At 44.6% G+C, this 20,015-nt stretch carries 18 protein-coding genes, 2 pseudogenes and 1 riboswitch; of the genes and pseudogenes, 12 read left to right on the forward strand and 8 right to left on the reverse strand.

The window, feature by feature from the left end:
• Positions 1-38: 38 nt before the first annotated feature.
• Positions 39-1,367: an amidohydrolase family protein gene (locus PGQ38_RS12210; RefSeq protein ID WP_270431931.1), complete on the reverse strand. Its 1,329-nt coding sequence runs from the start codon at positions 1,365-1,367 to the stop codon at positions 39-41.
• A 146-nt stretch (positions 1,368-1,513) separates the two neighbouring features.
• Positions 1,514-1,610, reverse strand: a riboswitch (purine riboswitch).
• An 88-nt stretch (positions 1,611-1,698) separates the two neighbouring features.
• Positions 1,699-1,809 (reverse strand): annotated as a pseudogene (locus tag PGQ38_RS21015) (DUF6783 domain-containing protein); the annotation flags it as partial.
• 29 nt (positions 1,810-1,838) lie between these two features.
• Between PGQ38_RS21015 and PGQ38_RS12215 the strand changes: the two are divergent.
• The 3 genes from PGQ38_RS12215 (at position 1,839) to PGQ38_RS12225 (ending at position 4,420) form a co-directional block, all read left to right on the forward strand.
• Complete coding sequence (locus PGQ38_RS12215; protein ID WP_118583562.1) at positions 1,839-2,549, forward strand: acyl-[acyl-carrier-protein] thioesterase; 711 nt, start codon at positions 1,839-1,841, stop codon at positions 2,547-2,549.
• Positions 2,550-2,671: 122 nt separating this feature from the next.
• Entirely contained in the window at positions 2,672-3,640 is a 969-nt protein-coding gene (locus PGQ38_RS12220; RefSeq protein WP_270431934.1) for a Gfo/Idh/MocA family protein, read from the forward strand.
• An 81-nt stretch (positions 3,641-3,721) separates the two neighbouring features.
• Positions 3,722-4,420, forward strand: a complete 699-nt coding sequence (locus PGQ38_RS12225; RefSeq protein WP_118583558.1) for an L-ribulose-5-phosphate 4-epimerase — start codon at positions 3,722-3,724, stop codon at positions 4,418-4,420.
• Between the two features lie 133 nt (positions 4,421-4,553).
• Here PGQ38_RS12225 and PGQ38_RS12230 read toward each other — a convergent pair whose 3' ends face one another.
• The 4 genes from PGQ38_RS12230 to PGQ38_RS12245 form a co-directional block, all read right to left on the reverse strand.
• Complete coding sequence (locus tag PGQ38_RS12230; protein WP_173719192.1) at positions 4,554-6,716, reverse strand: glycoside hydrolase family 3 C-terminal domain-containing protein; 2,163 nt, start codon at positions 6,714-6,716, stop codon at positions 4,554-4,556.
• 116 nt (positions 6,717-6,832) lie between these two features.
• The gene (locus PGQ38_RS12235; RefSeq protein ID WP_173719191.1) at positions 6,833-7,687 is read right to left on the reverse strand and encodes a carbohydrate ABC transporter permease; all 855 of its coding nucleotides are present in this window, start codon (positions 7,685-7,687) and stop codon (positions 6,833-6,835) included.
• A gap of 12 nt (positions 7,688-7,699) precedes the next feature.
• Positions 7,700-8,587 (reverse strand): carbohydrate ABC transporter permease, encoded by an 888-nt coding sequence (locus PGQ38_RS12240; RefSeq protein ID WP_118583552.1) that lies wholly within the window; start codon positions 8,585-8,587, stop codon positions 7,700-7,702.
• 217 nt (positions 8,588-8,804) lie between these two features.
• On the reverse strand, positions 8,805-10,097 hold the full coding sequence (locus PGQ38_RS12245; RefSeq protein WP_118583550.1) for an ABC transporter substrate-binding protein: 1,293 nt from the start codon (positions 10,095-10,097) through the stop codon (positions 8,805-8,807).
• A gap of 420 nt (positions 10,098-10,517) precedes the next feature.
• On the opposite strand from PGQ38_RS12245, the gene PGQ38_RS12250 reads away from it, so the two are divergent.
• The 3 genes from PGQ38_RS12250 to PGQ38_RS12260 all read left to right on the forward strand — a co-directional run bounded on the left by PGQ38_RS12250 (position 10,518) and on the right by PGQ38_RS12260 (position 13,176).
• The gene (locus tag PGQ38_RS12250) at positions 10,518-11,402 is read left to right on the forward strand and encodes an AraC family transcriptional regulator (RefSeq protein WP_173719190.1); all 885 of its coding nucleotides are present in this window, start codon (positions 10,518-10,520) and stop codon (positions 11,400-11,402) included.
• 228 nt (positions 11,403-11,630) lie between these two features.
• Positions 11,631-12,485 carry an alpha/beta hydrolase gene (locus tag PGQ38_RS12255; protein ID WP_270431938.1) on the forward strand — a complete coding sequence of 285 codons (855 nt, stop codon included), beginning with the start codon at positions 11,631-11,633 and terminating at the stop codon, positions 12,483-12,485.
• A 259-nt stretch (positions 12,486-12,744) separates the two neighbouring features.
• Positions 12,745-13,176 carry a hypothetical protein gene (locus PGQ38_RS12260; protein WP_270431941.1) on the forward strand — a complete coding sequence of 144 codons (432 nt, stop codon included), beginning with the start codon at positions 12,745-12,747 and terminating at the stop codon, positions 13,174-13,176.
• Positions 13,177-13,621: 445 nt separating this feature from the next.
• Here PGQ38_RS12260 and PGQ38_RS12265 read toward each other — a convergent pair whose 3' ends face one another.
• Positions 13,622-13,837, reverse strand: coding sequence for a type II toxin-antitoxin system antitoxin (locus PGQ38_RS12265; RefSeq protein WP_270431944.1), 216 nt, complete (start codon positions 13,835-13,837; stop codon positions 13,622-13,624).
• Positions 13,837-14,853: an SPFH domain-containing protein gene (locus PGQ38_RS12270; RefSeq protein ID WP_173719186.1), complete on the reverse strand. Its 1,017-nt coding sequence runs from the start codon at positions 14,851-14,853 to the stop codon at positions 13,837-13,839. The genes PGQ38_RS12265 and PGQ38_RS12270 overlap by 1 nt, the downstream gene beginning before the upstream one ends.
• A gap of 200 nt (positions 14,854-15,053) precedes the next feature.
• Between PGQ38_RS12270 and PGQ38_RS12275 the strand changes: the two genes are divergently transcribed.
• The 6 genes and pseudogenes from PGQ38_RS12275 to PGQ38_RS12300 all read left to right on the forward strand — a co-directional run bounded on the left by PGQ38_RS12275 (position 15,054) and on the right by PGQ38_RS12300 (position 19,844).
• Positions 15,054-16,193, forward strand: a complete 1,140-nt coding sequence (locus PGQ38_RS12275; protein ID WP_173736157.1) for a helix-turn-helix domain-containing protein — start codon at positions 15,054-15,056, stop codon at positions 16,191-16,193.
• A gap of 30 nt (positions 16,194-16,223) precedes the next feature.
• A pseudogene (locus PGQ38_RS12280) lies at positions 16,224-16,325 on the forward strand (glycerate kinase); the annotation flags it as partial.
• Positions 16,326-16,393: 68 nt separating this feature from the next.
• The gene (locus PGQ38_RS12285; protein WP_416386755.1) at positions 16,394-17,182 is read left to right on the forward strand and encodes a transporter substrate-binding domain-containing protein; all 789 of its coding nucleotides are present in this window, start codon (positions 16,394-16,396) and stop codon (positions 17,180-17,182) included.
• 129 nt (positions 17,183-17,311) lie between these two features.
• Positions 17,312-18,103 (forward strand): amino acid ABC transporter permease, encoded by a 792-nt coding sequence (locus PGQ38_RS12290; RefSeq protein WP_195408907.1) that lies wholly within the window; start codon positions 17,312-17,314, stop codon positions 18,101-18,103.
• Positions 18,104-18,105: 2 nt separating this feature from the next.
• The gene (locus PGQ38_RS12295) at positions 18,106-18,846 is read left to right on the forward strand and encodes an amino acid ABC transporter ATP-binding protein (protein ID WP_330382720.1); all 741 of its coding nucleotides are present in this window, start codon (positions 18,106-18,108) and stop codon (positions 18,844-18,846) included.
• A gap of 158 nt (positions 18,847-19,004) precedes the next feature.
• The gene (locus PGQ38_RS12300) at positions 19,005-19,844 is read left to right on the forward strand and encodes a CvfB family protein (RefSeq protein ID WP_173716974.1); all 840 of its coding nucleotides are present in this window, start codon (positions 19,005-19,007) and stop codon (positions 19,842-19,844) included.
• Positions 19,845-20,015: the final 171 nt, after the last annotated feature.

Here is a 20,015-nt window from a genome sequence, read left to right on the forward strand (position 1 = left end):
TCGAAGATTGATTTCCTGACTAGAGGTTTTTTAGCTTTTTAAATTACTTTCCGTCCCTGTACATATTTCCCAACCAAATTGCGGTCGTCGGACAGATAAACAAGCCTTTCCAGTCTGTCACGGGTGGAGATTTCCTGAGGATGACGGATATTGCTGTCGTCCAGAATCATGGCGTCGAATTCATAGCCTTTTTCGAAGCTGCCGACTTTTCCGAAGAAGGAGCCACCACCGATCGTGGCCATGTAAAAAGCTTCTTCCAGAGTAACCGGGGCCTGGGTCTGGTCCATCAGGCGCCAGCGGAGCTTGGAAACCTGGATGGCATCGGCAATTGCGCGGAACATGGAAAGGGAAAATCCACCGGCAACATCAGTTCCAAGACCTACGTGAAGTCCCATGTCAAGATAACGGCGGATGGGAGCGATTCCGGAAGCAATGTCGGTGTTGGATTCCGGGCAATGGGCGATGTAAACACCCTGGTCTTTGATCATCTGGATTTCCTCATCTGTGGAATGAACACAGTGGGCCATGATAGTAGGGCATGTATTGCTGCTTGCAGAAGCAGGATTGGAGACTTCTTCATTTGCTGCAGGTTTCGTTCCAAACAATCCAAACATATCATACGCATCCCCATAAAATCTGCTTGTGGGACAAAGCTCCTTTACCCATGCAATTTCCCCGAAATTTTCAGACAGATGAGACTGAATTGGAATGTGGTATTCCCGCTGGATTTTTCCCAGCTCGGTCATCAGCTCATCCGTACAGGATGGGGTAAAACGTGGGGTAAGGATCGGGTAGGTGTGGTCGTAACGTCCCTTGATTTCTTCCAGCCACTGGCGTGTATCCTGTGCAGAAGCCTGTGCACTTTTCTCCTGAAGTTCCGGTGCTCCATTGCGATCCATATTTACTTTTCCAACCATAGTTGTCAGGCCGCTTTCCTCCAGCATGTCCATGAGAAGCTCCGTTGCCGGACGGTGCAAGGTGGCGAAAATGCAGGCTCTGGTGGTGAAGCTGTGCTTTAAGTCATCCACGAAAATGGAGTAAGCCTTTTTCGCATAGGACAGGTCAGCGTACTTGGCTTCCTGTGGGAAAGTGATGGTGTTCAGCCAGTCCAGCAGCTCCAGATCCATGCCGGTTCCGCGGTAAGCGTACTGGGGAGCGTGCAGATGAAGGTCAGTGAATCCTGGGATGATCAGTCGATCACCCATGTCTTCTACCGGAATGTCCTTATATTCTGCCGGAAGCTGGGAAAAAATACCAGCACAGAGACTGTTTTCACAGACTACATAAGAGTTTTCATGAAAAACAAGTTTTTTCTGATTCTTGCTGTAACAAATTGTACCTTTCAAAGCAAACAAATCTTTTTTCATATCAGACCATCCTTTCTGCCAGAGGCGAGGCAAAGTAAAACTCCGGGATAGTTTGCGGCTGAGAACGTACTGCCGGAAACATGCAAAATGTGATTTCGGGCTGATTCAGCAATAAAAAAACCACCCGGAAAATGCCATACCTACATACCTCTTCGCATGCAGCTTATAGACAACTATTAGGGTAGTTGGTAGAAACGTCCAACCAGATTATGGACATATATAAGCGTTTGCTGTTTTTATTTATACCTTTATTGTACATGGTAAAGGGTGCAGAATCAAGGGGATTTTCACAAAAAAAATCTACATTTTCATATCTTTATTGCTGGATTTGTTATATAATGAAGTAAAATTTGCGGACAAGAAAATAGAGCGTGTTTGAAAAAGGCTTTCTGCAAAATCTCCCACAAAGTGGGGCGTGCAGATTGCGGGAATGATTTTTTAAACAGGCTCTAGAATGGAGATTGACATAACATGAGTTACAGTTTTAAAGGCCGTGTCAGATACAGTGAAATAGGCGAAGATGGTTGCCTGACTCTTCCTGGAATTCAGAATTATTATCAGGATTGCTGCACCTTTCAATCTGAGAATATAGGGCAGGGAATGGAGGCGCTGGAGGAACGCCAGAGAGCCTGGGTATTGTCATCCTGGCAGATTGTGGTGAACCGATATCCGGGATTGGGAGAGACGGTTGTGGCATCAACGGCGCCATATGGCTTCAAAGGCTTTCTTGGAATGCGTAACTTCACTCTGAAAACAGAAGATGGAGAGCTTTTATCCTATGCAAACAGTATCTGGACCAATATTGATACAGAGACCGGTCTGCCGGCCAGACTTACAGACGAAGACACCAGAGGATACGAACTGGATGAAAAGCTGGAGATGGATTATGCGCCCCGTAAGATTGCCCTTCCGGAAGGGATGGAAGCCCAGGAGCCTTTTGCAATACAGAAACATCATCTGGACACCCATCACCATGTTAATAATTGCCAGTATATCCGCATGGGGGCAGACTATCTGCCAGAAGGCTTTGAAATCCGCCAGATGAGGGCAGAATATAAGAAGCAGGCACTGCTTGGAGACGTTTTTTATCCGGCAGTGAAGCTGGAAGCGGGAAAGGTTACGGTTGCGCTTTCCGCGGAAAATGGCGAACCTTATGCGATTGTAGAGTTTATGTCTGCATGAGATAAGACTATATGAATATCATGTGAGCGAAATAACCGTATCGCTTTAGCGACATCTCCATACGGGAAAGTCAGCTGAGAACAGCGAAGCAGGAGATTTTATTAGAAAGGCGGTTTACATAAATGAAAATTGGAATACTTGGAGCTGGAGGAATTGCAGTTCAGATGGCGAAAACGGTAGCTGGAATGAAGGATGTGGAGAATTACGCAGTGGCAGCCAGAAGCTTTGAACGGGCGCAGGCTTTTGCCGAGAAATACGGTTTTTCCAAGGCTTATGGCTCTTATGAGGAAATGCTTGCAGACCCGCAGGTGGATCTGGTTTATATTGCAACCCCTCATTCCCATCATTATCTTCATGCAAAGATGTGCCTGGAGGCAGGAAAAAATGTGCTTTGTGAAAAGGCGTTTACTGTAAATGCAGACCAGGCAAGAAAGCTTTTTGCCCTGGCGAAAGAGAAAAACCTGCTGATCACAGAGGCAATCTGGACCAGATATATGCCATCCGGAAAGATGATCGATGATATTATTTCAAGCGGTGTGATCGGTGAGGTGACAGCTGTTACAGCCAATCTGAACTATGCCATCAGTGAGGTGGAACGTATCCGTAAGCCGGAGCTGGCAGGCGGTGCGCTTCTGGATGTTGGTGTTTATACCATTAATTTCGCAAGCATGGTTCTTGGGGATAAGTTGAAGGATGTACAGGCAACTGCTATTTTCCGTGAAGGTGTGGATATGCTGGATACGATTGCTATGGTATTTGAAGGCGACCGCATGGCTACCTTGCAGTGTGGTGCCCGTGAAATTTCTGACAGAATGGGAAGTATTTTTGGAACCAAAGGTTATATTCAGGTGCAGAATATTAATAATCCGGAGAAAATCACAGTGTTTGACAAGGAGCATAAGGAGGTTGCAGCTTATTTGCCTCCGGCACAGATCACAGGCTATGAGTATGAGGTTGAGGCCTGCGCCAGAGCAATCGCACAGGGCGAAAAGGAATGCCCGGAAATGCCTCATGATGAGACTGTGCGTGTGATGGAGATTATGGATGGAATCAGGAAATCCTGGGGCTATGAGATTCCGCTTTATGAGTGATGAAATGTTATGAAAACTATAAGATACAAGTTTTTATGAAAAATATAAGATATTTGCATGTATAAAAAGGAGGATACAGCTATGCTTGAAAAATTAAAAGAAGAAGTTTACAAAGCAAATATGGACCTGCCGAAATACGGCCTGGTTACTTTTACCTGGGGAAATGTAAGTGGAATTGATCGTGAAAAAGGTCTTTTCGTAATCAAGCCAAGTGGTGTGGAATATGAGAAACTGACACCGGAAGATATGGTAGTTGTAGACCTGGAAGGTAATAAAGTAGAAGGTAAATATAACCCATCATCTGATACTCCGACTCATGTAGTTCTGTACAATGCTTTCCCGAAGATCGGTGGAATCGTACATACGCATTCCTCCTGGGCTACCAGCTGGGCACAGGCCGGCCGCGCAATTCCATGCTATGGAACCACTCATGCTGATTATATTTACGGTGAGGTTCCATGCGTCCGTAATCTGGATAAGAGTGAGATTGCGGAAGCTTATGAGAAGAATACTGGTATTCTCATTGCCGACTATTTCAAGAAGAGAGATTATGAGGCTGTTCCGGCTGTTCTTTGCAAGAATCATGGTCCTTTCACATGGGGCAAGGATGCGCACGAGGCAGTGCATAATGCAGTAGTTCTGGAAGAGGTTGCCAAGATGGCTTCCCGCTGTGAGCTGATCAATCCGAATGTGAAACCTGCTCCGCAGGAGCTTCAGGATAAGCATTACTATAGAAAACATGGTGCAAATGCTTATTATGGACAGGAAAATATTGAGTGAAAACTGAGATGAATTGCGTGACCGCTGTTTGTACCTTGAGATAGGTATGAATGGCGGTTACTTAATATTCGATGCTTTTAAAGGAGGAAAAATATAAGACGAACGACTAAGATAGTCGTTCGCCTTATAAAGATTATTTACTATATTCAATTTCCACTGGTTTCACACCTGCAAGTTCCATACTTCTCTTGTCCGGCTGTGTACAGCCAACGTAAATATGGAAGTGGCTGCCGTCCTCTGTTCTTGCTCCAGTTTCATCTACTACGGTGAAGGCTTTTGGAGCAATGGAAAGTGTGACGGTTTTTGTTTCGCCTGCTTTCAGGAAAACAGGAGTGAAAGCAGCAAGCTCCGGGTTTGGAACGGCCAGAGAAGAATCTGCATTCTTTATGTAAAGCTGAACCACATCCCGGGTATCAATTGCGCCCTGGTTGGTGACAGTGGCCTGGATTGTAACTGGTGCTGCTGTGGTATTAGTGCCGCTTTCGAAACCTGCCTTGCCGGAAACACTTGTACCATTTGTGTCGGCTGCGCTGTTTTCACTGACAACTGCATCTGTCACTACTACCTTTCCATAAGTCAATCCATATCCAAATGGGAACTGCGCCTTATTCTCCATATAGCGGTAAGTACGTCCCTTCATGGCATAATCTGTAAAATCCGGAAGCTCTTCCAGGGTATTGTAGAAGGTCACTGGTAATTTGCCGGATGGGGAGACATCTCCGAACAGTACTCTTGCGGCGGCTTTTCCACCTTCAGCACCTGGGTACCACAGAACCATCACTGCATCAAAATGTTCTTCTGCATAAGAAAGATCAATGTCACTTCCTGCCATCAAGCAAAGAACAACCGGTTTGCCGGATTCAGCCATGGCTTCCATCAGATCCAGCTGAACCTGTGGAAGCTGCAAGGTCTCTTTGTCACCGGAAGCATAGCTGTTTCCGGTATCTCCTTCTTCACCTTCCAGTGTTTCATCAAGCCCCACGCAGAGAATTACGATATCGCTGTTTTCTGCAATGATTTTCGCTTCCGCAAGTCTGTCCTGAGTAAAAGCAAGATGCTCGGTGCGGTCGCGGAAAAGGTCACATCCTACAGAGGCAAGCACACGTACATCATCTCCAAGGTAATCCTGAATACCTTCCTGGATCGTGCAGTAGCGGGAAGCTGTACCGTGATAATTGCCTACCAGAGCCTTACGGCTGTCTGCATTTGGTCCAACGATTCCAACTGTTTTGATCTTCTCTTTGTTCAAAGGCAGGATCCCATTGTTTTTCAGAAGTACAAAGCTTTCTTCAGCAGCTTTTTGGGAAAGTGCCAGATGGGCAGGTGACTCCACCTCAGAATAAGGAATTTTGTCGTATTCCGTTTCTTCAAATAATCCCAGCAGATATCTGGTAGTGAAAAGGCGGATGGCGGATTCCGTGATGGTATCCTCGGAGATCAGTCCTTTTTCATAAGCTTTCAAAATGTGAAGATAAGTGTTTCCGCAGTTCAGATCGCAGCCATTGTTCAGTGCTAATGCAGCCGACTCTGCCGGGGTGCTGGTTACCATATGATGCTCGTGGAAATCCTTGATGGCCCAGCAGTCGGAAACGAAATATCCCTGGAAGCCCCAGTCGCCGCGAAGTATTTTCTGAAGGGAAGGACTTCCGCAGCAGGGCTCTCCGTTGGTGCGATTGTAGGCACCCATGAAGCCTTCCACGTCCGCTTCTCTGGTTAAAGCTTCAAATGCTGGGAGGTAAGTTTCTTCCATATCCTTCGGAGTTGCGATTGCGTCAAATTCATGGCGGATGGCCTCCGGACCGGAATGGACTGCAAAGTGCTTGGCGCAGGCAGCGGCTTTCATAACTTTGCCATCGCCCTGGAGCCCTTTTACAAAAGAGACTCCCAACTCTTTCGTAAGGTAAGGATCTTCACCGTAAGTTTCATGTCCCCGTCCCCATCTTGGATCACGGAAAATATTTACGTTTGGCGACCAGAAGGTAAGACCTTTGTAAATGTCACGGTCTTCTTCCTGGGAATATGCATTGTATTTGGCACGACCTTCGGTAGCAATGGTATCTGCAATTTGTCCCAGAAGTTCGGTGTCAAAAGTGGCGCCAAGTCCAATTGCCTGCGGGAAAATTGTGGCCTGTCCGGCGCGGGCAACTCCGTGGAGCGCTTCATTCCACCAGTTGTAGGCGGGGATGCCAAGCCGCTTGATTGCAGGTGCGTCATAGCGTAGCTGACTTGCTTTTTCCTCTAAGGTCATCTGGCTGACCAGTTCGGTCGCTTTTTTTCTAGCCTTTTTTCTATCCATAATGTTTCTCCTTGTTGCGAATTCATGGTGACTGTAAAACATTGAGCCATATAAGGTTTGTGACCCACAAATAGCAGGTTACGTTGTAAAGCGAGTGTGAGTTTTCGGGCTGCATATCATCCTTTTACTGCACCTGTGGTAAGACCTTCTACGATCTGGTTACTGAACAGTGAGTAAACAACAACGGTAGGTGCGATTGCGATAATGATCGCAGCAAACATCTGCACATAGTTGGTTGCGTAAGGACCAACGAAATAGGTCAGTGTAACCGGCAGTGTCTTTTTCATAGGATCAGAGATAAATACCATGGCAAGAAGCAGCTCGTTCCAGTTGTTGATGAAGGTCATCAGACCGGATACGAAGAAACCGGTTCTGCAAAGTGGCAGTGCGATCCGGAAAAAGCATCCGTAGATTCCGCAGCCGTCAATGGCAGCAGCCTCGAACATTTCTCCTGGCATGGAACGGAAAAATCCGGTAAGCAGGAAAATGGTCATTGGCAGGGAAAAAGTGATGTAAGGAATCATTAGTCCGCCCTGTGAATTGGTAAGGCCAAGCTTTGCAAATCTTACAAAAAGAGGAATCAGAACACAATGTACTGGAACCATCATTCCGATGAGGAAGAAGGTGTGCATAAATTCTGATAATTTCCAGCGCATTCTGGCGATGGCGAAAGCGGCCATAGCGCCGAAGAACAGGCTGACGATCAGCGTGACACCGCAGACCAGAACAGAGTTTACCAGCGCAGTACCAAGTTTTCCCATCTGCCAGGCCTGCTGATAGTTTTCGAAATGGAACACATCCGGCAGGGAAAATGGTGCTGACATAACGCCAGCGTTATCTTTCAAAGATACGGATAACATCCACAGAAGTGGTGCCAGATAAACAACTGCCAGGATCACCAGCAGGATATAAACCACTACGATTACCGGTTTTACCGGCTTTTTTGTAGCTTTTACTTTTACGTTGCTCATTTTCCCACCTCCTTATGACTCGTAAGTTTCGACTTTGATGACTTTCTTTACCAGAAGAGTTACCAGCAGGCAGAGCACCAGGAGCACCACGGAAATGGCGCTGGCGTAGCCATATTTGAAATAGTTGAAACCTTCTGCGTAAAGCTCAGTTGCAAGGACTTCTGTTCTGTGGTTCGGACCACCCTGGGTCATGTTGTAAACCAGGTCGAAGAATTTCAGGGAACCAATACAGTTCAGGGAAAGGGAAGTAATCATCATTGGTTTGATCAGCGGAAGGGTAATGTAGCGGAATGCTTTTACCTTTGACGCACCGTCTATATAGGAAGCTTCATAAATGTCACGGGAAATTCCGGTGATCTGTGCCATATAAAGCATCATGTTCTGACCAAGGTACTGCCACAGGGCAACAAATGCGATAACCCACATGGGAAGTACAATAAATCCGGTAGAGTCCATCAGCCACAGAGGTCCTTCAATGCCGAATTTGGCAAGAAGATTGTTGATACCGATTCTCGGATTGAAAAGGAAAGACCAGAGAAGTCCAAGTGCTGCTGAGGAAAGTACGCATGGAAGATAATAAATGTTCTTGAAAATGTTGCGGCCTTTCGGGATGTTGGTGAGCATAACAGCAAGTAAAAGACCGAAGATCTGCTGTGTGACTGCTGAAAAGATCATGAAAAAGATGGAGTTTTTCAGGGCAATACGGAATGTGGCGTCACCGAAAAACAGTTTCTTATAGTTTTTTAATCCCACAAATTCAGGGGGTGTAAGTGCTGCGTAATCGCAGAGTGAGTAGTAAACCATTTGTATCGTCGGGATGATCAGGACCAGAAGGAACATGATCAGCGCCGGGGCGATAAATACGAAAATGGCTTTTTTGTCGCGCAGAATTTTATCCATAATATCTCCTTCCGTCAAATGTGTGCGGTTTTACTACTAAAGAAAACCGAATGATAGCAAAGAATAAGCCGTTGTCTGCATGAGTATCGTATTGATTTTGGTGGGCTCGCTGACTGGCGATAACCTTTTTAGTAAAAAGACTGCCGCGGAACATGCCTTAGTCCGTTCCGCGGCAGCCATGTGCCTGGGTTTATAACTTATTTTTATAAGGGAGGATTTATTCCCAAACGTTCTCCTCATAGAATGTCTGTACGGTCTGGAATGCTTCTTCAGGTGTCTGGTTGCCAAGGAAGATATCAACCATTGCGTTATCGAAGCAGTCACCAGCTTCTACAGATGCAAGGGACTCATTGTAGAATCCGAATGTACCAGTTGCCTTTGCCATGATATCCTGAACGTATTTCAGCTGTGCAGGAGCTTTGTCATAGTCGATATCAAGGTCTTTGATGATTGGGAACTTGCCGCCGACTTCTGCTGTGTATTTCTGAGCTGTTTCGTCTGTGAACATCTTCATAAGAGCGATAGCTGCGTCCTGATGCTCTGTTGTGGAGCTCATCAGAAGGTTATCAGTTTTAACAATCATACGGTTCGGGTCGTTAGCACCGTCGATTCCAGGGAACTGGAAGACACCACATTTGGACTCGAAGTCTGGATTGTTGCCGTTGATCTGTGCGATTGCCCAGGAACCCTGAACCAGCATAGCTGCTTCGCCGTTATAGAAAGCTGCTGTAGCCTGGTCATTGGAATCTCCGGCTGCTGTAGCCTGGAAATACTGGGAAAGGTCTTTTAACTTGGTGCCTGCTTCAATGCAGTTCTCATCGGTCCAGTTAGCGGTATGGTCTGCGATAGCTGCAAGGTCAACGCCCTGACGGTCACACAGATAACCGGCGATCATGGATAAGCACCATGCGGTACCAGCGGAGCAGGAGATTGGTGTGTAGCCGGCATCCTGAAGCTTCTGGCATGCAGCGATCAGTTCGTCGTATGTGGTAGGAACTTCTACGCCAGCATCTGCGAACATCTCGGTGTTATAGTAAACGCAGGCTGCTGCGAAGTTGGTAGGAACTGCCATGATCTTTCCGTCATAAGTCATTCTTTCGAAAATACCATCTGTAAAGGATGCGTACCAGTCAGCTTCCTGATTCTCAAGGATATCGGTAAGGTCAGCTGCTGCACCTGCATTTACATATACGTCCATGTTTGGACCAGGGTTGCAGATGTAAACATCCGGTGTCTGTCCGGCTGCGATCAGTGCGTTCAGCTTGCCATCGTACTCTTCCAGGTTGGTGGTGATCGGAGTTACGTGATATTTGCCATCGTACTCTTCGTTGAAACGATCAATGACTTCTTTGTAACCTTTGGAAATAAGATCTTCCGTAGCTTCCAGGTCATCCCAGAACATCCATGTGATTTCTTCAACATCATCAGCATAAACCGGTACAGATGTAACCAGTGTTCCAGCTGCCATTGCTGCAGCCATTAATATTGAAAGTGCTCGTTTCTTGTTCATATTGAACCTCCTTTTAAAAATTTAGATCTCGTATTTGGTAATTCTTACTATAGCAGAGATTGCCTGGGTTTTCTTTCTAATTCTTGTTTGTTTACTATCAATTATTGCTATCTAAAATTGTACAAAAACAAGTACATGTCAAAGTATATAATTTAAAACATAGAAAATTATGCAATATATACAAAGATAAACGATACTTATTTAGATTTAAAATATAAATTTGGCTATATATTGATAAAAAAAGAAACATTTGATACAATACAAACATATTGAAAAACGCAATATTTGAGAACTAAATGACAATATTTGATACTGACCGTCGGAAAATGATATATGTTGGGAAAATTCAAACATGCTCTGGTAAAAGGGTGAAACTCAGGAGCATTATAATAAGAATATACAGGGAAGGAGCATGGGGAAATGATACATAAGCTTAGTGGAATACATGAAACAGTAGATTTCCGGGAGGATGAGCAGGTTTGTCTCTATTATAATGATGAATACGAGAATTACCCACCGCACTGGCATACCTCCTTCGAGGTACTTATGCCAATCGTAAATGGCTATAAGGCACTGTGCGGTGGAAAGGAATACAATCTGCGTGAGGGGGATGTGCTGATTATCGGTCCGTGTATGCTTCATGAGCTTTTTGCTCCGGAAAGCGGAGAGCGGATTATTTTTCAGCCGTGTCTGAACAATATTTCTACCAAGGAGCTGAACTTGCTTACTATGATTATAACCCCGGCTACTTTGATTACACCGGAGGGGTATCCGCAGATTTATGAAAAAGTAAAAACGCTTATGCTGGAAATCAAAGAGGAATATTTCGGTGAGTCTCCCTATCTGGAAACTATGATTATTTCGAAATTCCTTGAGATTCTTACATGCGTTGGAAGACAGCGTGTAAATGCACATACTGTAGCGGGACAGCAGAAAGAAAACGGAGCAAACAGCAGGCAGAAGGAATATGTGGAGAAGTTTATCCTGGTTACAGATTATATTAACAATCATTTTGCGGAAGATTTGAGCCTGGAGGGAGTGGCTTCCCAGGCAGGATTCAGTAAGTATCATTTTTCCAGGTTGTTTAAGCAGTATACAGATTCTACTTTTTATAAGTATTTGAATCAGAAGAGAATTGAATTTGCAAAAACGTTGCTGCAGGATCCGGGAGTGAGTGTGACGGAGGTGGCATTTAAGTCAGGGTTTTCCAGTCTGTCGGCGTTTCTTCGGATGTTTAAGCTGATGAATAATTGTACGCCTACGGAGTTCAGGGAGATGTATGACAGGAAGAAGATGGGGAACTAGAGCGTGTTTGAAAAAGCAGGTGTCAATTTTATTTAGGTATTGATTTCTTATAGGAAGAAAATTATTATGGCATTAGAGCCTGTTTGAAAAAGCATTATTGCAAACTGCACGCCAAAATTGTGACGTACGTCTTACAGAAAGCTTTTTTCCAAACATGCTTTAGGGGATAAGCTGGTTATTCCTGACATTATAAAATGAACGAAATATATACAACAGGAGGTTCGCGAAATGATTCACGAAAAAATAGAGATTCAATTAAAAGATTCTGAGTTTAAAGCAAATTTATTTACATATTTCCTGGACAATTCACCTGAAATCGATCCGGAGAGAAAAAGACCGGTTGTGCTGATCTGTCCTGGCGGCGGCTATCAGATGACTTCTGACAGAGAGGCAGAAGCTCTTGCCGTCAGATTTATGGCAATGGGCTATCATGCTGCGATTTTGCGCTACAGCGTTGCTCCGGCACGTTTCCCGGAGGCGCTTCTTCAGCTGGCTACAGCAGTTGCAATGCTCCGTGAAAATGCAGAAAAATGGCATATTGATACAGAGAAGATCGTAATCCAGGGTTCTTCTGCTGGTGGACATCTGGCGGCAAGCCTTGGTGTATTCTGGAACAAGCCCTTTGTTGCAGAAGCTTTGGGCATGGACTCCGAAAAGTTTCGCCCCAATGGGCTTATGCTCAGCTATCCGGTAATCACTTCTGGCGAGAAAGCACATAAGGGTTCTTTTGAAAGCGTTCTGGGAGAGGATTATGCAGATGAAGAGAAACGCAGATTCCTGTCCCTGGAATATAATGTTACGAAGGATACCCCGTCGACTTTTCTGTGGCATACAGCACCGGATGATACTGTACCGGTAGAGAACTCCCTGCTGTTTTTCCAGGCACTTCACGCTCTGGATATTCCGGCAGAATTGCATATTTATCCAGTGGGCAGTCATGGTCTGGGACTTGCCACTGCAGAAACAGCATGCCCCAATGGCTATGGAATCCAGGCAGAATGTGAGAGCTGGATTCAGCTTGCCGGTGACTGGATGAAGCACCTGTTTGAAGCGAAGGAAGTCGTAAAGGCACCTTGGGAATAAAAAGATGGGGTGTTGGTGAAATTTCCACAGTTGGTAAGAATATGAAAGTAATAGAAAATATAGATTAGGTGAGTAGAAGCTTTAAAGTCCGTTGCCTTGGGGATTCCCAGACAGTGGACTTTTTTCCTGTTCTGAAATGTGTTGCTGCAAATCATGCGTGGCGTGATTATAGCACAGAACAAAATGTACTTCAAGTATTGTTTTTACATTATTTTGCTGATATACTTTTTTTATCTTAAATATACGGGAGGTGAAAGAAATGTTGACGAAAGAAGATCTACAGGCGATTGCAGGATTGCTGGTGCCCATTGAGACACGGATTGGGAATTTGGAAAGCCGTTTCGATAATTTGGAAAGCCGTTTCGACAGCTTAGAAACTCGCGTTGACAACTTCGAAAGCGAAACCAAGAGGCGCTTTGAGAATCTGGAAGCGAACTTGCGCAGCGTAGACAAGCATGTATGTGAATTGGATGCATCAGTATCAGAATTGCAAAGAAGTGTAAAAGAACTCTGGCTTCATGTGGAGAACACTACAGACTGGAAGCTTCAAGTTGTAGCAGAGAATCATTCCAATCTTTTACAAAAGCTGGAAGAACAACAAAAGAAATGGGAAACGCAGGAAAGACTTTTATTTTACGTGAACAAACATGAGAAAGACATCACTGCGATAAAGCAGAGGCTGTGTATGTAATTGACAGAACCACCCATACATAAGAATGGCTGTAGAAATACTCTCAGAAAAAATGAAATATAAAATGCATCAGAAAAACGTAATAGAAAAACAAAATAGAAAAACGAAACAGAAAAATACATATAGAGAAAGCAAATTGCAAGTAATATATCATTTTATAGAATTATAGAAATACTAAAATACAAAAGATAAATTAACACAAAGAACGAAGAAAATAAGCTTAACAATTATAATTATAAGCGTTAAATACCATACAAAACAGAATTGGTGTTCAGAGCATTCAGAAAGTCATTACCCTCTGTGCACGAATAGATAAAAGCGGGGAGTACAGCACTGTTGTTATAACATCTGTACTCCCTGATTTGTTTAAAATGTAAAAAATTTGTATTGTTTTATAATTGTCGATGGTGGGTTTGGCAAGTAGAAGGGCTTTTCATGTTGGAAATCATGAGATATCCAGTTCCGGCGGCTCATCCATGGTGTCGGAAACATATTTCCCATTCTTCTTACGCTGTCGGACGCATTCTGTGAGCAGATACTCAATCTGCCCATTTACGGAGCGGAAATCATCCTCCGCCCAGGCTGCAATCTGGTCATAAAGCTTGGCAGAAAGCCTGAGCGGGATCTGTTTCTTAGGCCGGGTATCTCTGGTTTCAGCCATTAGTACAGACTGCCGGAATTAACCACCGGCTGGGCATCGTGATTGCCGCACAGCACTACGAGAAGATTGGAAACCATGGCAGCCTTCCGCTCCTCGTCAAGTTCTACCACATTATTTTCATTCAATCGCTCTAATGCCATTTCTACCATACCAACAGCACCGTCTACGATCATCTTTCTTGCGTCGATGATAGCGGAAGCCTGCTGTCTCTGCAGCATAACCGCTGCAATCTCAGGTGCATAAGCAAGGTAGGTGATGCGGGCTTCAATAATTTCCAGACCGGCATCTGCTACTTTCTGCTGGATTTCATCACGGATGCGTCCGGCTACGATTTCACTGGAACCGCGAAGACTTCCCTCATCTGCTACACCATCCCCAGTGGTATCTACATTGGGTGCTACGTCATAAGGGTAAATTCTCACGATATTTCGTAGCGCGCTGTCACACTGCAAGGAAAGATATTCCTTATAGTTATCTACGTTGAAAACAGCTTTCGCAGTATCTGTTACACGCCACATAACGGCAATTCCGATTTCTACCGGATTTCCCAGGCAGTCGTTGATCTTCTGACGGTTGTTATTTAAGGTCATGATCTTCAGGGAAATCTTTTTGTTTACATATGTACTGCTTGTGGAAGCGGAAGTTCCGGTGGCCAGTGTGAGAACGGATTTGGCGGCATTTCCTCCATCTACGTCACCGCTCTGGTTCAGTCTCGTCTTTGCAGCCGGGTTTACAGCTGTACAAAAAGGATTTACCCAATAGAAACCGTCATTCTTTAAAGTTCCCACATATTTGCCGAATAAGGTGAGTACAAGGGCTTCCTGCGGCTTCAGCACTTTAAGGCCAAGGAACGGGATCCATCCAAGTGAAGCCCAGATGATACCGATGACCATAAGGGGAATCTGTTCGAAGGCTGCGCCGAATATTACAGCGGCTGCGGCCACGGCATAGAGCAGAATAAACAGCACCATCATTCCCATACCATTTTTCTTGTTGTCCAAAACTTTTTCTTTCATAGCAATCCTCCTGATAATGAAAATTATCTTTTGCGAGATATAAATATGATATCATTTAGATATCAAAATGTCAATACATACAAGAGAGTTATAGAAAATTTTTCGTTTTTTTCCAGGTAAACAAATCGTCGATTGACGAAAATCCACATTTTAGTGTATATAAGAGAGTAACGCAAAAGAATTATGGAGGATATCATATAGTGGACGCAAAAAGGTTTGGGGCATTTATTTCGGAAAGAAGAAAAGAGCATCATATGACACAGGCCGATCTTGCCGGAAAAGTCGGAGTGACGGATAAGGCGGTCAGCCGTTGGGAGCGGGGACTTGGATTTCCGGATATTAATACAATGGAACCATTGGCTGAGGCACTGGATGTATCACTTTTGGAGCTGATGCGATCAGAAATGCAGACAACCGAAGGGGCTAACGTGAAAAAAGATGAGGCAGCAGAAAAAGATGGGACAGTAGAAATGAATGAAGCAGCAGAAAAAAACGGGATGGCAGAAAAGAGAGAGAAAGCAGAGAAAAAATACACGTCTGCAGAGGTGACTGAGATGATGCAATCAATGGAAGAAATACGAAAACAGCAACAGCATCAGGATAAAATCGCAGGCTATCTTGCGATACCGGTAATTCTGCTCATTGTGGCTGTGTTTAAATTCTCTGGTCATGCAAACCTTGGCGGTGCGTTATTTGCCGGGCTTCTTGGCGCGGGAGCTGCTGTGAGTGGATATTATCTGTGGGTGAATCGGGAAGATAAGGAAAGCAAAAGAATTTATGGATTTTTTACAATCACTCTGACCGGCATATTTTTCACAATATGTTCTTTCCTGGTTCCTGACGGATTCTGGGAACAACATAGACAGGAAGCAAGTCTCATCACATGTCTGGTGAATCTGGCGATTGTGATATACGCATTTGGATTTGCAGTAAAGAGAATGTGCAAGGAAAAAAAGAACCCGGTACTTATTGCTGTTGTGGTGGTTCTGGAGATTTTGATAACGGCGTGGACTTTACATGGCTTTGCTGCCAGGTCCATAGAAAATGCCATGGGAACCAGCAAGGGGGATGTGGCAGAACAGTACGCAACACAGCTGTTGCTCAATGAAAAAAATCTTGAAGAAGACTGGATACGGGGATATAGTTATGTTCAGATTGATCTGCATCCGGATATCTACCGTGTAGGTTTTTCCTATTATGCAGATCAAAAAGACGCAGAAGTGGGAAAAGAAAGCATATATGGCTATGATATTCAGGTGGATTCTGATTATAAAATTACGATAAAAGAAGGAAGTTCTGCAATTGGAATGGATTTGTGGAGTGAAAAAATAGAAGGGTAGATCGTATTTGAAAAAACGGGAGAAAAGAACATGAAAGTAGTAATTGCAATTGATTCATTCAAAGGGAGCATGAGTTCTATAGAAGCGGGTGAAGCTGCCGCAGCAGGCATTCGGAAAGTATATTCGGAAGCATGAAGAAGAGCTATTTATGGAGAAAAATGACAAGTGGTCTTATGGCAGCAGCTGTTACCGTGACAGCAATGCCGGGACTTGGACTTACAATGGTACAGGCAGAAGAGAAGAAAACATTAAAGGTAGCAATGGAGTGCAGCTATGCACCATACAACTGGACACAGCCAGATGATTCCAACGGAGCCGTTCCCATTTCTGGAAGCTCAGATTATGCATATGGTTACGACGTTATGATGGCGAAAAAAATCTGTGACGAGCTGGGATACGATCTGGAAATCGTGAAACTGGACTGGGATTCCCTGGTACCGGCTGTCCAGTCTGGAAAAGTTGACTGCGTAATCGCAGGTCAGTCCATTACATCCGAACGTCAGCAGATGGTAGATTTCACAGAGCCATACTACTATGCATCCATTATTACCCTGGTAAAAAGCGACGGCGATTATGCAGATGCAAAAAGTGTGGCAGATCTGAAGGGCGTTACCTGTACTTCCCAGCAGAACACTATCTGGTATGATTCCTGCCTGCCGCAGATTGAGGTCGCAAACATTCTTCCTGCACAGGAAAGTGCGCCTGCCATGCTGGTTGCCCTGGAATCTGGAAAATGTGACGCTGTTGTAACTGATATGCCTACCGGAATGGCTGCCTGCGTAGCTTACCCGGATTTCAAACTTCTTGATTTCTCTGGCACAGACGGAGATTTTGAGGTATCAGATGAGGATATCAACATTGGTATTTCCGTACAGAAAGGCAATACAGAGCTTCTGGATGCCCTGAACAGCGTACTGGATAAAATGACAGAGGATGATTACAAAGAAATGATGGACGAAGCAATTTCCGTACAGCCGCTGTCAGAGTAAGGGTTACAGTGATTTCGCTGCATTTGAGTCTGTTTGAAAAATCATTCCTGCATTTTGTAAGATTCACTTTGCAGGATATTTCGCAGACGGTCTTTGTAAATAAAGTCGAGAGAGATAGGAGAGAAAAATATGCTTCCTGAAACCTTCTGGGGCCGGATCCAGTATCTGCTCCAGCAATACGGCTCCTCCTTTTTGTCAGGAGCCGGAAATACAATGATCATAGCCATTGTAGGCACCTTTTTAGGGTGCCTTATTGGCTTTATAGTTGGAATTATTCAAACAATTCCTGTAGATAAAAGAGACTCCGCCGTTAAAAAGACACTGGTTGGATTTTTCAAATTTATTATGGCATGCTACGTGGAATTTTTCCGCGGCACCCCAATGATGGTACAGGCCATGTTTATCTATTACGGAAGTGCTTACCTGTTTAATATCAACATGTCCATGTGGTTTGCGGCATTTTTCGTAGTATCTATCAATACCGGAGCCTACATGGCAGAAACTGTCCGAGGCGGAATCCTTTCTGTTGACGAAGGTCAGACAGAAGCTGCAAAAGCAATCGGAATGACGCATGTACAGACTATGATGAACGTAATTCTTCCACAGGCACTGCGCAATATCATGCCTCAGATTGGAAACAACCTGATCATCAATATCAAGGATACCTGCGTTCTTTCCATTATTGGAATTGTAGAACTTTTCTACACAACAAAAGGCGTAGCCGGAGCTTATTACACTTACTTCGAATCCTTTACCATCGCTATGGTAATGTACTTTATCCTTACTTTTGTATGCTCCAGACTGCTCCGCCTGCTGGAACACAAGATGGAAGGCCCGCAGAATTATGACCTTGCAACAACGGATACACTGGCTCACACAAGTGGTCTGTATTCCTACCCTAAGAAGAAGGAGGAGAAATGATCATGAGTGAAAAAATCCTTGAAGTCAAACATCTGGGAAAAGCATTTGGCAGCAATCAGGTACTGAGAGATATTGATTTTTCCGTAAGCCCGGGAGATGTGACCTGCATTATCGGACCGTCCGGTTCTGGTAAATCCACGCTTCTTCGCTGCCTGAATATGCTGGAAACTCCATCCACCGGAGAAATCAATTATCATGGTACTGACATCACCAGTAAGAACGTGAACGTTCCGGAATACCGTTCAAAGGTAGGTATGGTGTTCCAGAATTTTAACCTTTTTAACAACATGACTGCTCTGAAAAACTGCACCGTAGGTCAGGTAAAGGTTTTGAAAAAGAGCAAAGAAGAGGCAGAGAAAAAAGCTTTGTATTATCTGGAAAAAGTAGGTATGGCGCCGTACATCAACGCCAAACCCAAACAGCTTTCCGGAGGTCAGAAACAGCGTGTGGCAATCGCAAGAGCCCTTGCCATGGAGCCGGAAATTCTTCTTTTCGACGAGCCAACCTCCGCGCTGGATCCCCAGATGGTAGGCGAGGTTCTGGAGGTTATGAGAGACCTTGCACACGAAGGCCTGACTATGATCATCGTCACCCATGAGATGGCATTTGCCCGTGACGTTTCCAAGCGTGTAATCTTCATGGCAAATGGCGTTATCGTAGAAGACAGACCGCCGAAGGAACTGTTTGAGAATCCGAAAGACCCGCTGACAAAAGATTTCCTGAGCCGTTTCCGCAATGCGTGAGCCGGAAAGTCGCTTTGCAGATGGGGGTTCTGCATTTTTTATCCTTACTTCAATAAGTTAATGTTCACAGTGGCGGTAAATGTGTGCTATACTGGATAATAGATTGGGAAGCTACTGAGAAATTTTATATTTAACCGTAATTGAATTAAGGAGAATCCATGATTGAAATAGGAAAAAAACAGAAGCTTATTGTGGCAAAGACCGTAGATTTCGGTGTTTACCTTGCAGAAGATAAAAATGCAGGCCAGGAAGACAGAGTGCTTCTTCCTGCGAAACAGGTTCCGGAGGGAACCAGAGAGGGCGATACTTTGGACGTATTTATTTACAAAGATTCCAGAGACCGTCTTATTGCAACCACCAGAGAACCGCTTCTCCAGGTTGGCCAGACTGCAGTTCTGAAAGTCCTTCAGGTAACCAAGATCGGTGCCTTCCTGGATTGGGGCTTAGAGAAAGATCTGCTCCTTCCATACCATGAGCAGACCAGCCGTGTGCGGGAAGGACAGGAGTGTCTGGTAGCTCTCTATGTGGACAAGAGCAGCCGCCTCTGTGCCACCATGAAGGTATACCATTACCTTTCTACCAGAACCCCATATGTAACAGGTGATTCCGTAAAAGGCCGTGTCTACGAGATCAGCGATCGTTTCGGTGTTTTTGTAGCTGTTGATGACAAATATTCCGCCCTGATCCCAGCCAGAGAAGCCAGTGGCAAATACCGCCCGGGCGAAGTCCTCGACCTTCGCGTTTCCGAGGTGAAAGAGGATGGCAAGATGAACGTCACAGACCGTCAGAAAGCCTACATCCAGATTAACGAAGATGCCGAGAGCGTCCTTAGCATAATCGAAGAATTCGCCGGCGTCCTCCCCTTCGATGACAAAGCCTCACCAGAAGTGATCAAACGCGAATTCGGACTCAGCAAGAATGCCTTTAAACGTGCTGTGGGACACCTTCTGAAAGAAGGGAAGATTGAGATTAAGGACAAACGCATCTACAAGAAATAATGGAATCTGATACACCCTTTATTGGAAAATAATAAAACCTGCATACCATATTGGAATACACAAAATATGGTATGCAGGTTTTTTCCCTAAAACACGAACGGGTGTTTACCGGGGCTTGAACTTGTGTTAAACTATTTATTAATCATACTTGCTATTTAATGTGTTGGTCGT

Source organism: Blautia faecis (genome assembly GCF_027662325.1).
Taxonomy (GTDB): Bacteria; Bacillota; Clostridia; order Lachnospirales; family Lachnospiraceae; genus Blautia_A; species Blautia_A faecis.